The organism is Nitrosospira briensis C-128, assembly GCF_000619905.2.
In the GTDB taxonomy this organism is placed as follows: domain Bacteria; phylum Pseudomonadota; class Gammaproteobacteria; order Burkholderiales; family Nitrosomonadaceae; genus Nitrosospira; species Nitrosospira briensis.
In genome coordinates this window covers 2,603,718-2,617,056 of sequence record NZ_CP012371.1, presented here as the reverse complement: position 1 = coordinate 2,617,056, position 13,339 = coordinate 2,603,718, and the positions used below count along the sequence as shown (strand labels likewise).

Here is a 13,339-nt window from a genome sequence, read left to right as displayed (position 1 = left end):
GTTGCGAGGAATCGTACATGAATCGACGGAAAATGCTCACTCTGATCGGTGCAGCCGGCATTAACAGGCTCAGTGGATATTCATCCGCGAACGCCAGCGAACCGGTGCGCAGGGCTCTCTCATGTGTCCTCACCCCTCAGCAGACCGAAGGTCCCTACTTCGTCGATGAGCATCTGCATCGTTCGGATATTCGATCCGATCCTTCGGATGGATCGATAAAAGAGGGACTTCCACTCGCACTTGAGATCCGTGTTTTTGCCGCCGGCACAGGTACGAAGGCCGGCAATGGAATCGACTGCAAGCCTCTTGCGGGCGCTTCTGTGGATATTTGGCACTGTGATGCCCAGGGGATCTATTCCGATGTGACGGATAGCAGCTTCAACACCGTCGGCAAGAAATTCCTGCGCGGCTATCAAGTGACGGACACAAGCGGCAGCGTACGATTTCTCACTATTTACCCCGGCTGGTATCCCGGCAGAACGGTTCATATTCATTTCAAGATACGTACTGACCCGAAATATGCGCGGGCCCGCGAGTTTACGTCGCAGCTCTACTTCAACGACTCGATTACGGACCTGGTATATGCACGGCAGCCGGCATATGCAAGAAAAGGGTCCTACCTGCCGAGAACGAGAAATGAGGGCGACAGCATATTCCGCGAAGGGGGAGACCAGTTGATGCTTACGCTTCTGGAAACCGGAAAGGAGTACGCGACAACGTTCGATGTCGGGCTCGAAACGGGTTAGTTATTTTTTGGATGACGCGAGTGCCGCAGCAAACTCGGAAACCCTTGGATCACATGCATGAGTTCGAAGGCGGCTGGTTCAGAAACTTCTTATATCAGCTTGAATTCGGAAGCGGCGCGACTGGTGCCCCGTTGACCCAGTGCCGCCTGAATTGCGTCATCCACCGTTTCCAGGAAAACGAATTCCAGTGTGGCGCGCGTCGCTTCGGGCACATCCCGCAAATCCTTTTCATTGCGCGCCGGCAGTAGTACCGCGCGCAGACCCGCACGCTGAGCCGCAAGCACCTTCTCCTTGATTCCCCCCACGGGCAATACCATTCCGCGCAAACTGATCTCCCCGGTCATTGCCACATCGTGATTTATCGGCCGGTCGGTAAAAAGCGAAGCGAGCGCTATAAACATGGCTACCCCGGCGCTGGGGCCGTCTTTCGGGATGGCTCCCGCCGGCACGTGCACATGAACGTCCACGCCGTCAAACATTGACGCCGGAATATGCAAATCGCCCGCGAGCGCCTTTACCAGGGTGAGCGCGGCCTGAGCACTCTCTTTCATGACCCCGCCAAGCTGCCCTGTCAGAATCAGTTGGCCGCGCCCACTGACTCGCGTCGCTTCGATGAAGAGAATATCGCCGCCTGTCGGCGTCCATGCAAGGCCGGTAGCCACGCCCGGCAGGCTGGCGCGCAAGCCGATCTCATGCTCATATTTGGCAGGGCCCAAGATACCATCCAGATCTGCGATATCGACCCGCACCTTGAGCTGCGCACCATCGGCAACCCGCATGGCCGCATGACGCATCACACGCCCGATCTCGCGTTCGAATTGGCGTACGCCGGCCTCACGAGTGTAATTCGCAATGATGCTATTCAACGCCTCGACCGTTATTTCACACTGCCCTTCGGTCAGGCCGTTGCCCTCGCATTGGCGAGCCACCAGGTAACGCAGCGCGATCTGAAGTTTTTCCTCCCGGGTATAGCCGGGGATGTCGATAATCTCCATGCGATCGCGCACCGGGGGTGGCACGTTATCAATTACATTCGCCGTCGCAATAAAGACGACGCGGCTCAAGTCAAAAGGCACGCCGAGATAATTATCCCGAAAAGTCGAATTTTGTTCCGGGTCCAGCACCTCCAGCAGTGCAGCCGATGGGTCTCCGTGAAGACTGGCGGACATCTTGTCTACCTCGTCAAGCATCATCACGCAATTGCGTGCTTTGGCCTTGCGCAGACTCTGCACGATATTACCCGGCATAGCGCCAATGTATGTGCGGCGGTGACCGCGCATTTCCGCCTCGTCATGCACGCCACCCAAGGATACGCGAACAAACGGCCGCTGCAGCGCCCGCGCGATGCTCTGGCCGAGGGAAGTCTTGCCCACCCCCGGCGGGCCGACAAAACAAAGAATCGGCGCGCGCCCCTGAGGCTTCAGCTTTTGCACCGCCAGGAACTCGACAACGCGCTGCTTGACGCGCTCAAGCCCGAAGTGATCGGTTTCCAGGATCGCGCGTGCTGCATTCAGGTCGATCGGCATGTCAGCCGGAAGCCGCCAAGGCAACTCGGTCATCCACTCAAGATAAATGTGAAGCATCGAATATTCGCTTGAGGCAGAGGGCATGCGTTGCAGTCGTTGTAGCTCCTTCCGCGCCTGGGTCTCGATTTCATCCGGCATGCCGGCCTTGGCGATAGCCTCATCCAGTTCGGTGATCTCCTGGTCGTTGCCTTCAGTTTCACCCAGTTCCTTCTGGATCGTCTTTAATTGCTCACGCAACAGGAATTTGCGCTCGCGATCCACCAATTGTTCTTTCGTTCGCTCACCAATCTCCTGCGAGAGCCTGAGCACCTCGATGCGACGCGACAAGATCTGAAGCACTTTTTTCAGCCGCTCTTCCGTACTCAAGGTTTCGAGCAGCATCTGCTTCTCACCGACTTCGGCATCGAGCAGGCTCGCGGCAATATCCGCCAGATGCGATGGTGCTCGTGTAGCTTGCAACGCGTGCGCAAGCTCTGCCGGCACCCCGGGCAAGAGCGAGAGAATTTCCACGGTGCGTTCACGCAACTGCATTGCCAGCGCCTCGGCCTCTGTGGATACCTCGGCTGGCTCGGCAATGCGCCGTATACGAGCGGCAAGAAACGGATAACCTTCGACCAGTTCTTCGATGCAGAACCGCTCCAGACCCTGGCATACGGCGTGGCGCAGCCCATCGGCCGAAGTGAGGTGGCGAACAATGCTTATTATCGTGCCCATATTGAGCAAGGCATCGAGCCCCGGCTCGTCGACGGCCGCGTCCTTTTGCAGAACGATGCCCAACGGCCAGTTGGAGTGCAGCGCATGCTCCACTGCCGCGATTGACTTTGCCCGGCCAACGGTGATCGCCGTCAATACGTGGGGAAACACCACAAGGTTGCGCATAGGCACTAGCGCGATCACGTCCTTGGGTAACTTGAACTGGGTGACGGCAGACTGTTCCATAACGATTCCCTCGGCAATAAACGATTCTTTGCTAAGTGTATAAGTCATAGGGATCTGCTCAGCCTCTACCGTCATGCATGGGTATAAAAGACCGGTAGCGGAGCAGGATGAAAGACGATAAATTATCGCTTCCATGTTCCAGTCTAGCATTCGCTGGTCGAGCGTCAACTTGAATAGAATTATTTCTGGCTTAACAATGTTTTCACACTTTAGGAAGAACAGCCATAAGAGCGAGACAGCACCTGAAATACCGGCATTCGCATTCGCACGTTCGTTGCACCGGAGCCGAGGGAGGGAAGCGCTCCGGATATCCCCGAGCTACGCGGGTTCTGAATAAAGCCTGAATAAATCTCACGCAGGCCCGGATTATTTCATACAATGAAGCAGTAACGGCCGTGCTTCGGCAAGGCTCAATCCATTGTCAGAGAAATAAATGAGCAGATATCTCGTACAACTTAGCTTCGTTTCCTTCGTAAAGTTCAATTCACTGGCATTCTGTTGTGCCAATACGTTATTTTCCCCCGTAAACGCATTTTTCACTTTTCAGAGCAGCGGTATAGGGAAAGCACTTCTTGTTCTCCTTTTAGCACCGTTTGCAGGCCTGCTTCTGGGCATAATCTTTGGCGCGCTCGCGTTCCCGCTTTATAAGCTGCTGACTACCCACAGCCAGTTTCTTGCGTCCCTTACCGGCAGATTCCAGGAAATACCGAGCAGTTCCACGGATGAACCTGCCAGGGATGACTAAGCGCGGCCTGCCCGCGAGGAGGGCAATTGAAAGTTAAAGCAACGTTTGAGGAAGTATTTTCCCGCATTCCAGGTCCAGTTACCGCAGAGTGGCCCATGGGTGAACGATTCGCCGTTGCGCTTGCTCATGGCACCATGTCGGTCGAGTATTATGCACCCATCGGCCTCGATCCCCAGACACCGCATGAACAGGATGAGGTTTACTTCATCCATAAAGGCACGGGTGAGCTTGTCATCGGCAATGATCGTCATTCGTTCGAACCGGGCGATTGCCTGTTTGTAGCTGCTGATGTTGAGCACCGGTTCGAGAATTTTTCCGGCGATTTTGGCACGTGGGTTGTATTCTGGGGGCCTAAAGGCGGAGAAAGCGGTCGTGGAAGGGTTGAGGAAAATTCCTGACTCTCCAGTCTATTCAGGCGTAAAGAATGCGCAGTTCCTATGCGGATTCCATGAGCTTTGATCGATAGCCCTCCAATTTACGCACATATCGTAGCCGTGCCATCAGCGCTAATTCATCTGGTGAATTGTAATCCATATGCAACCGCTCGCTCTTGGCGGCCTAATGGGACTTATATTTGACGTTCCCAAGATTCATGAAACACGTCGACTCGCATCCAGCGCCTTCCTGATCGTTTTTGCCAATTCTTGTGCGTTGCCCTTGCCCCAGTAGTGCATGAATAAATAATACGGCTGATCATGGGTCATATGTTGATGGATCGCGACGACATTGATGTCGCCTGCCCGCATTATTTTTAGAACAGTCTGCATTTCATCTGGCAGCATTGCGAAATCTCCATCAACAACCGCTTGGCTATCTGTACCCCCAAATGCTGCCCATGTGTTAATACCCATTTCCTTGCCGACTTGCGCGCCATGCATGGTAGCGGAACGGCCAACCGTAATTTTGAACATGCCATCTTTTGATATACCCTTTATTCCCAAGATTGTTTCGAGAGGCCCTGCGGAGATTCTGCTTTCCTTCGAAATTGCTTTAGGGAACTCGGGCACAGGTACAGGTTGTATAGCGCGAATTTCGGCAATTTTGTCATAAACCTTTTTTACGCCCGCGGCAAGCTGTGCGGCGTTACCCACGCCGCCAATATGCATGAAATAGATTTTCGGTTCATCGAAGAAAAAGTGATTGTGTAAAGCGGTAACTTCCAGTCCTGAATCAAATGCCATGCTCATGGCTGGATTAACCTCATCCTCGAACAAAACAGTATCTCCCATCATCATCACTTGCCCATCCTGGGCAGGGACAAAAGCAGCCCAAGAGGTCAAGCCCATGAATGGCGGCATCATCCATTTATCCACCTTGATTTTTACGTCGGTGCGTGGTTTGGATACCTTGAAAACATTTTCTTCGCTGGAGTATGTTCCTTTAAGACCCGTCAATTGTTCTATTTCAGCCGTATTCAAAGTGTCGGGGGTATCGGCGGCGTAGGCTGTTGCGGCAACTAGCGCGAGTATAGCGGTAATCAGGCGGATGAGAGCGGGCATGGCTGTTTCCTGGTTATGTAATTGACATGCAATAATTCGAAAGGCCTTTTGATTCCCGCTTTCGCGGGGAAGACAAGATTTGACAGTACCTTTATAAAAAATGGATAGCAGGTACAAACCCGGTTAAATACGTTCGTCATAGCTGCCAGCCATCAATGTGACGTCTTGTGGGAATGGGCTGAATGGGCTGAATGGGCTGAATGGGCTGAATGGGCTGAATGCGCCGAAGTGTCGGCATCCTCGGATAGATGAAGTTGATGCAGGATGCCGTCAGTGAAGACCTGGTAATTTATGTCGTAATACAGGCGATACTGGATTTTTCGTGCATCGGGCCGGGGCTGTACCGATCCCGGAGTGGCGGTTGAACCTTGATAGACCTTGCCCGAGAACTCATAACGGAATGCCGGGCCAAAGCCGCTATAAGGCAGCGTCAACGTTTCGGAATGTATCAGCTTGTCGCCACCGTCAAAGACATGAACGTCAATCCATGCGTTGGCGCCGAAAGTGGTTTCCCTGACCCATGCGGTCACCTTCAGCATCGTCTGCAAGTCTGTGCCCTGGCGGGGGCCGCCTTCCGGCAGTGATGGAAAGACATTCACCTTGACAGCGCTGTGCTCCAGCACATTGACCGTCTCCGGACTTGTTATCGCACCGTTGCGATAAGCGACCGGCTGCATTGGGGTCTGCGCCGGCGCACCATCGATCTCGAACCAGTAATTGGAACCAAATCGGCTGTCCCAGGCGTCGCAATGCGTGCTGGTCTGATAAAAATTGTGGAACCAGATCTCCGCCTGTGCAGCGTCGTCCGGCACTGCGGTTTCAAATGGCGCAGGCACATGCCCGATAATCATGCCAGGCGGGCTTTCCTGGTTTCGGACCGGAGCAATCACACTGCCGCTAACGACCTCCCCTCGAGGATGAAAGCGGATATATGCGGTGATATCGCCGAGCCCGGCGCCATGCCATGCCGTGAAACAATGCGGTAGCCGGTGCATGTCATACTCGACCTTGAGCCGTCCATTTCGCTCGATCATGCCATGCTGGAACTCGCGCCAATCCCTGAGGAACTGAATCGTTGCTTTGGATTTCATGATTTCCCCTGCTTTCTGCTGGTATGGGCTAAGCGGTCTTGATGCGGACATGGCGCCAGGCCACTGTGCTGCCCGCATAAGCCTGGATGCCGATGAATCCCGGGGATAGGCCGCGGTCCGCGTCGGTATTGTGGAATATCGTCGTTTGCTTGCGTTCCCCGGTCTCGATGTTGGTGAGGAAGACGGTATAGTCGTTGCCCTGCACGACGATCTCATATTCAAACCAGACAGCAGGAACGAGCGCGGGGCCGGGCGTATAGTTCTGCACGGCCGGTTCGTTGAAATTCAGGTGCCAGACCCTGTCGCCAGCCTGAATTTTATAGATCGCGCCGGTACGGTTTTTAAATAATCCATCCGGCTCAGGCTTGATGCCATAAAAGTCCTTGCCGGAATCCCCGCGGGCATTGTCGTCTATCTGGACCTCAAAACCAGCAACCACAGGTTTCCAGGCTGAATTTCCCGCATCGAAGGAAGGTTCGGGCGATGGTTGCTGCGAGATGCGATTTTGGAGAGCTGCAGTCAGGCCAAGCGTCGGACGCGGGAAGCGGATGAATACACCGCTGTTGTGATTCGTGGCGTCGAAGATGCGAAACTGCAGGCGCAACGTGAAATCGCCAAAAGCTTCCTGGGAGTAGTAGAACAGCCGTAGCGCGCCATCGCCATAACTGACCATCTCGCCGTTGAGGTGAAGCATGCCACCACCGCCGGGTCCGGCAAGCGTCCAGTTTTTGAATGTTGCCGCCGTGCCGTCGAAGAGAGGGCGGAAGCCAGCCTCGTCCTGAAGATTGATGACCGGGTCGGGGTCGAAGAGCACGCCACCGTTGAGCAGATCTCCCGTCCGACGGCCCAGCGCAACACCCGTGAGCATCGGGTTGGGTGAACCCAGCGAGGGGAAGAGCGCAGGGCTGGCGATGTAGCAATTGGTGGTGTCGTGAATACGACCAAAATCATTGGTTACAGCGTCCGCGATGTTATCGCCCATGCGCATCGTGCCGGCGTCGTGGTGCGTTGTACCCAGGTCGTCGCGGCGGTTCTTGAACGCGGCGAGCATGGCGAGTCGCTGCGCCCGGGTACCAGAGGGTATCGGAATGGCGCCGTCAGGATTGGTGAGAAGTATCTCGAACGGTTCATTGCCGGCGAAGATGAGCGCGATCTTATCGGCTACCGCATCCATGGCATCCCACGTGGCGCGATCGTTGTTGGTCTGTGCACTGCCGGGAAACTGCTGTGGACTGGCTTTGGCGTTGCCGAGATGAACAACGGCCTTCGGGCGCCCAAAGTCGCTTTCCTGCGTCGAAAGATCGATGAAGCTGTCCGGATTGCGAGTCGTCATTTCGCCGATGCCGCGGATGGTAATGATAACGGTCGCATCGTTCGCGCGGCGCATCGCTTCGATGAGTTCCAGATCCGGGATTTTCTTGAAAAGCTCGGCTTCGGAATCGGTGCCCAGTTTGCCCAATCCCGAGGCGGTGATCTGGAAATGATAAGTCCGATTATTGGGCGCCTTGCCTTTGATGAGCAAGGCCGATGCCTGGAGGCTGGGAATCAACGTAGCCGGCAAGTTGGCCGCAATGGCCGCACGCGGTATCCGTATGGTGAGGTTGGTGCGCAGATGCGCAATGAGATTTTCACCCATGCGCTGTGCAGCGCGCCCCGCGAGCGACTGCTGAAAGGTGGTCAGCGCCACGCGCGTGGTTTCAACCGTCCCAAGCGCGATTACCGACGCACTCTGCCGGCCATTTCGCGGCGGCGCGAGCAGAATATCCCGTGATGCGCCATTCTGCCAGATACGCGCGCCCGTCACCCGCACCCAATTATCGGGTTGTGTCTCGGTGATGAGTTCCTGTACGTGGCAGTTTGGCACAATCATGAGCCGCTTGCGTGCGTCCGCCACCGGTCCTACTCCGTCCGCCTCTTTGTTCGCCAACCTTGCTGCGCTGATCAAGCCGGGGATCGCACTGAATTTATTGGTTGGAAAGAATCCGGGCAGGGTTGTCGACTGCACCGCAAGCGGTGCTTCAAGTTTGAAAAGTTCGTGCAGGACCGCCTCAGGGGTGGTGTCGGTACTGGGCAAGCCCAGCCAGTCACGAAGCAGCGCGGCGGTCAGCGGCGGTTCTCCGGAGTCAGGGTAGCGCACTGCCGGATGATCGAGGAGTTGAGCGAAAGTAAAGCCGGTTTCATTGCCCGGGGTGTTGAGCCCGGCGTGGAGTTGTTTGCGCAGCGCGATGTGGAGCGGTCCGTAGATGAAGTCGTTGGTTTCTTTTACACCAATCTGCCGGCTCGACTGTGCGAAATATCCCTCAGCAGGAAGTGGCGGCCGCAGCGCCATTTTTACCGCCGGTGGCCATGCCGCCATCTCCTCATCGAGCATCTCGGGCGACCACCCGCCCCATGTCAGCGAACGTCCTCCGACAGCGAAGATCAGGCCGAGGTAGTTCAGCGCCGGATGATTTACCCAGGGCACACGCAAATCGGGCGCGCCACCCATAAACGGCATGTTTTGCACGTGCTCGGGTACTACGAATGGCCCGGCTTCGAGTACGAGAATCCGGCGACTGCGCGTGGCGTCGGTAATAAAAAGATGTTCCGCCATCACTGCCCCGAAGGTGCCGCCGCCAATGATAATCACATCAAAGTCGCGCTGGCGCCCACCGACGGTCTGTGCGGCGCTATCGACTGCTTCCTGCAACGTGTTGCAGAGGAATCTGCCCATATTGTCCAACGTAAACGAGGTGGATTCAGAGGCCAGCAATTGAGGCATGTCGTTTCCTCCTGATTAGGTAACTATTTGATTGCTTCGGTTGATTGAGAGAGCAGGAAAGTGCCATCACAGTGTTGATGACCTCTACGCTCATGGATCAAACATTCATATCACTATAGTTCACAAACTTGCGCATTTCCGAGAATGAGAGCAGCTGAATTATTTGGGCAGTTCATTGCTCCCTATGCGAAATCCTGAGCTTGGCCTGTGCTAACGATAAAAAAGCAGCTATTGGCATTATTCGTTCCCGGGTATAGAATCTAAGAAGCCATGAACCCACGCCGTCATATCCACTCCGTCATGCTTGTACTGTTCGTCACTATGATGACGAACGCATTTAGCTGGGCATTTAACGGCGAGGTTTTCGCTCATGAGCTCGATCATGAGCATCACGTTCTTTCTCTCGATCCAACAGCTCATCTCGAGGCTCATCAGCATGCGGCTATAAACGATGAGGGCCATCTGGATGCCGCTACTCATTTGTGTCTTCACGCGGCAGGACAGTATCAGCCCTTTTTCTTTACGGCTCCTTTAACTGTACCCGCTTTCACCGGTATGGAAGTTCTGGGGGTCTTTGTCTCTGCCACCGTTCCCGAATCCATTCCCGAGTCACCTCTGCATCCACCCCGAAACATCCTGGCAAGCTGAATCTGCAGGTCTCAGCATGCGTATCCCCCTGGCGTTGCTTTGGGCGGACCCGGCTCGCCGGGAGAATACTTCGAGGCCTTTATCCTCGTGCCCATTGTGCCGCTGCGCCATGCGCAGACTTGCCCCATTCTCATCTACGTAAGGACCGGCTGACTCATAGGAGGGCCGGTTACGGAGTTTGATATCTACCCCGGATGTTTCATAAATTGACGCGCGCCCTCGCTGGTCTTTTGTTTCGTATGAAAATTTCGTTCAGTCGGGCGTATGAATAACTACGCCACTCTTTCACGAAATCTCCCTACAAAACAAAATCCTGCGCAATCATCACGCAAATTTATGAAACATCCGGGTTACGTCGCCTTGCGGAGGATTTTCATGAGCTTTGATGTATCGTTCGCGCCGTCACGATATTCCGTGCTGGCTGGATGTCTTGTTCTTGCACTGAGCTGGCATTCTTCGGCAATTGCGGAAAATACCTTTGTCGGCGTCATTCCCGACAGAAGCCCGCGCTTCTCCAATATGCTCCAGCCCGAGGAAAAGGGCGATTTGACGTTACGGGACGCAGCGCTGCTTGCATTGCAGCGCAATCCCGAGCTAGCCTCTTTTGCCAAGGAGATGCGCGCCTTGGAAGGCGCAACGCTTCAAGCGGGGCTGCTGCGAAACCCCGAATTATCGATCAACGTCGAAAATGTCGGAAATATTCAGCCGCTTCAGGGCGATGTCAACTCGCAAAAGGCGGTTACGCAAGAGGTTGTGCAACAAATCACGACTATCCGCATCAGCCAGCTGATCGAGCTCGGTGGGAAACGCGCGGCTCGAGTCAACGCGGCGCTGCTTGGTGAAGAACTGGCAGGTAAAGACTACGAAACAAGACGGGTGGAACTTATCGCCCGGATAGCGAATACCTTCACGGAAGTGCTGGCCGGACAAGAACGTGTGCGGCTTGCCGAGGATAACCTGCAACTGGCGCAGGGGGTAGTCAGTACGACCGGAAAGCGTGTTCAGGCTGGCAAGGTGCCTCCCATCGAGGAGACCAGGGCGGGAGTGACACTATCCACCACGCGCATCGAACTTGAGCAAGCACAGCGTGATCTGGCATCGGCGCGCAAACGGCTGACGCTGCTATGGGGTAACGCTTCCCCCCGATTTACCCGGGCGCTGGGAAATCTGGAATTATTGATCACCCTGCCGAGCTTTGAAGTTCTCTCGGAACGCGTCCTCAGCAGCCCCGCAGCGCTTCGCGCCATGAAAAATATAGAACAGCGTAAAGCACTGCTGGAGGTGGAACAGACCCGTCAGATACCGAATCTCACCGTGAACGCGGGTGTCGTTCACCACGCGCTGCTGGGGGGCAATACGCCTGTGGTCAGCCTGGTGATGCCGTTACCATTTTTCGACCGTAATCAGGGCAATGTCCGCGAAGCGCATCAACGTGTAGATAAGGCCATCGACGAGCAGGCAGCCATCGACCTGCGGCTTAAAGCCGAGCTCACGCTTGCGTATGAGGCTTTGTCGAGCGCACAAAACGAGGTAGGAATACTGCGTGACGAAATTCTACCTGCGGCCAGAAGCGCGTTCGAGGTTACCAACAGAGGCTATGAGCTGGGTAAATTCGGATTTCTTGAAGTACTGGATGCGCAGCGGACTTTATTCCAGAACAGAATTCTTTATGTGCGCGCGCTCGCGAATTACCACCGCCTGGTCAATGAGATCGAACGCGTGATTGCAGCACCCATTGATGGAGCCGTAAATCCCGCTGCCATCAACGGCAACAATACAAATGGCACAAATGGGAATTCGAGGAGCACATTGTGAACAAGCGTCAAAGGATATCGATTGCCGTTGTCATCGTAACTGGGGTCGTACTGGGTGGGTTAATCCTTGGATGGGACAAGGCTCCTTCTCACGATACCCTGCATGAAGTCCATGATGAAGCTGCCGCCTCCGGCGCTCGCGAAGACCATGATCATCCAGCGATGGAAAAGCGAGCCGGACAAGAGCCCGGCAAAGGCCCCAAGGGAGGAAAACTGTTTATCAAGGATGGATTCGGCGTAGAGGTCACCATTTTTGAAAAAGGGGTGCCGCCGCAATTGCGCCTCTACCTCTATGAAAACGGGAAGCCTCTTCCGCCCACTGCCGCAAAAGTAACGGTCACACTATCCCGGCTGGGTGCGCCGGCGCAGATATTCAACTTCAAGCCTGAGGTCGATTATCTGCTGGGCGACCAGGTAGTGGAGGAACCTCACTCATTCGATATGGCAATTGCCGCGGAACACGACGGTGAAACGTTTCGCTGGGGCTACAGCCAGGTCGAAGCACGGGTAGCAATGCCGGACGAAATGCTGAAAAGCATCGGCGTCGAAATACGCGCTGCCGGGCCAGCGACGCTCAGGCTGACACTCAAGCTGCCCGGCGAGATCGTATTCGATGAGCATACCATCGTGCAGGTCGTACCCCGGTTGCCGGGCATCGTGGATGCCGTCTATCGACATCATGGCCAGCATGTGCAGAAAGGCGAGGTGCTCGCAGTCATCGAAAGCATGATGCTGGCGGATTTACGCAGCCAGCTCTTCGCGGCGCGAAAACGGCTGGGGCTGGCGCGGATCACATTTGAACGAGAGAAGCAGTTGTGGGAGGAAAAGATCTCCGCAAAGCAGGATTATCTCACCGCCCAGCAGGCGCTGGCCGAAGCCGAGATCGCCTCCGATCTCGCCTTATCCAAATTGCGTACGCTTGGCGTGCGGCCTGAGGTAATTCATCAGGAGCGCGATCTGTCCCGCTATGAGATCCAGGCGCCGATTCCCGGCCTTATTACCGCCAAAGCCATAGCCCAGGGCCAGACGCTCAAAGAGGATACGGCTATCTTCACCATAGCCGATGTGTCCACGGTATGGGCGCAAATCACGGTGTATGCGAAAGACCTGGATGTACTCAAGATCGGACAGAAGGCGAAGGTGAAAGCAACAGCGATCGATGTCGAGGGCGAAGGTGAAATCTCCTACATCAGCGCCCTCGTCGGTGCCGCGACCCGTACTGCCACCGCGCGGATCATACTGGATAACAAGGATGGCAGATGGCGCCCAGGCATGTTTGTCACCGCGGAACTGGTGGCCGAAGAAATTCAGGTGCCTGTCGCGGTATCGGTCGACGCCATCCAGACACTGAACGACTGGTCGGTGGTGTTCGGCCGCTACGGCGAGCATTTTGAAGCACGTCCGCTGAAGCTCGGGCGCAGTGATGGCAAGATGGTGGAGGTGCTCAGCGGACTTTCCGCCGGGGAGCAGTATGCGGCGGGCAACAGTTTTATCATCAAATCCGAACTCGGCAAAGCAGGCGCATCCCATGATCACTGAAAATCGGTGCGGCCAGCCGGCAAGCTGCAGG

General features: G+C 55.4%; 10 protein-coding genes. 6 read left to right on the top strand and 4 right to left on the bottom strand.

Annotated features, from left to right (window positions below):
• Positions 1 to 17 precede the first annotated feature (17 nt).
• Positions 18 to 746, top strand: coding sequence for an intradiol ring-cleavage dioxygenase (locus F822_RS11790; protein WP_025041080.1), 729 nt, complete (start codon positions 18 to 20; stop codon positions 744 to 746).
• Between the two features lie 89 nt (positions 747 to 835).
• Here the strand turns inward: F822_RS11790 and lon are convergent, their stop codons facing one another.
• Positions 836 to 3,259, bottom strand: coding sequence for an endopeptidase La (gene lon / locus F822_RS11785; RefSeq protein ID WP_231623510.1), 2,424 nt, complete (start codon positions 3,257 to 3,259; stop codon positions 836 to 838).
• A 385-nt stretch (positions 3,260 to 3,644) separates the two neighbouring features.
• Here lon and F822_RS11780 point away from each other — a divergent pair, with 385 nt between their 5' ends.
• Both F822_RS11780 and F822_RS11775 read left to right on the top strand, forming a co-directional pair.
• Complete coding sequence (locus F822_RS11780) at positions 3,645 to 3,956, top strand: hypothetical protein (RefSeq protein WP_025041082.1); 312 nt, start codon at positions 3,645 to 3,647, stop codon at positions 3,954 to 3,956.
• Positions 3,957 to 3,982: 26 nt separating this feature from the next.
• Entirely contained in the window at positions 3,983 to 4,354 is a 372-nt protein-coding gene (locus F822_RS11775) for a cupin domain-containing protein (RefSeq protein WP_025041083.1), read from the top strand.
• A gap of 192 nt (positions 4,355 to 4,546) precedes the next feature.
• Here F822_RS11775 and F822_RS11770 read toward each other — a convergent pair whose 3' ends face one another.
• From F822_RS11770 to F822_RS11760, 3 genes are read right to left on the bottom strand one after another with little or no spacing between them, the layout of a single operon-like run.
• Positions 4,547 to 5,572: a DUF1259 domain-containing protein gene (locus tag F822_RS11770; protein WP_231623509.1), complete on the bottom strand. Its 1,026-nt coding sequence runs from the start codon at positions 5,570 to 5,572 to the stop codon at positions 4,547 to 4,549.
• 35 nt (positions 5,573 to 5,607) lie between these two features.
• Positions 5,608 to 6,546 carry a DUF6209 family protein gene (locus tag F822_RS11765; protein WP_025041085.1) on the bottom strand — a complete coding sequence of 313 codons (939 nt, stop codon included), beginning with the start codon at positions 6,544 to 6,546 and terminating at the stop codon, positions 5,608 to 5,610.
• Between the two features lie 28 nt (positions 6,547 to 6,574).
• Positions 6,575 to 9,307 (bottom strand): 3-keto-alpha-glucoside-1,2-lyase-like domain-containing protein, encoded by a 2,733-nt coding sequence (locus F822_RS11760; RefSeq protein WP_025041086.1) that lies wholly within the window; start codon positions 9,305 to 9,307, stop codon positions 6,575 to 6,577.
• Between the two features lie 270 nt (positions 9,308 to 9,577).
• Between F822_RS11760 and F822_RS14940 the strand changes: the two genes are divergently transcribed.
• The 3 genes from F822_RS14940 to F822_RS11745 all read left to right on the top strand — a co-directional run bounded on the left by F822_RS14940 (position 9,578) and on the right by F822_RS11745 (position 13,308).
• Complete coding sequence (locus F822_RS14940; protein WP_082204643.1) at positions 9,578 to 9,955, top strand: hypothetical protein; 378 nt, start codon at positions 9,578 to 9,580, stop codon at positions 9,953 to 9,955.
• Between the two features lie 375 nt (positions 9,956 to 10,330).
• The gene (locus F822_RS11750) at positions 10,331 to 11,770 is read left to right on the top strand and encodes a TolC family protein (RefSeq protein ID WP_025041088.1); all 1,440 of its coding nucleotides are present in this window, start codon (positions 10,331 to 10,333) and stop codon (positions 11,768 to 11,770) included.
• A complete protein-coding gene (locus tag F822_RS11745) occupies positions 11,767 to 13,308 on the top strand; it encodes an efflux RND transporter periplasmic adaptor subunit (RefSeq protein WP_025041089.1) in 1,542 nt (513 codons plus the stop codon). The genes F822_RS11750 and F822_RS11745 overlap by 4 nt, the downstream gene beginning before the upstream one ends.
• Positions 13,309 to 13,339: the final 31 nt, after the last annotated feature.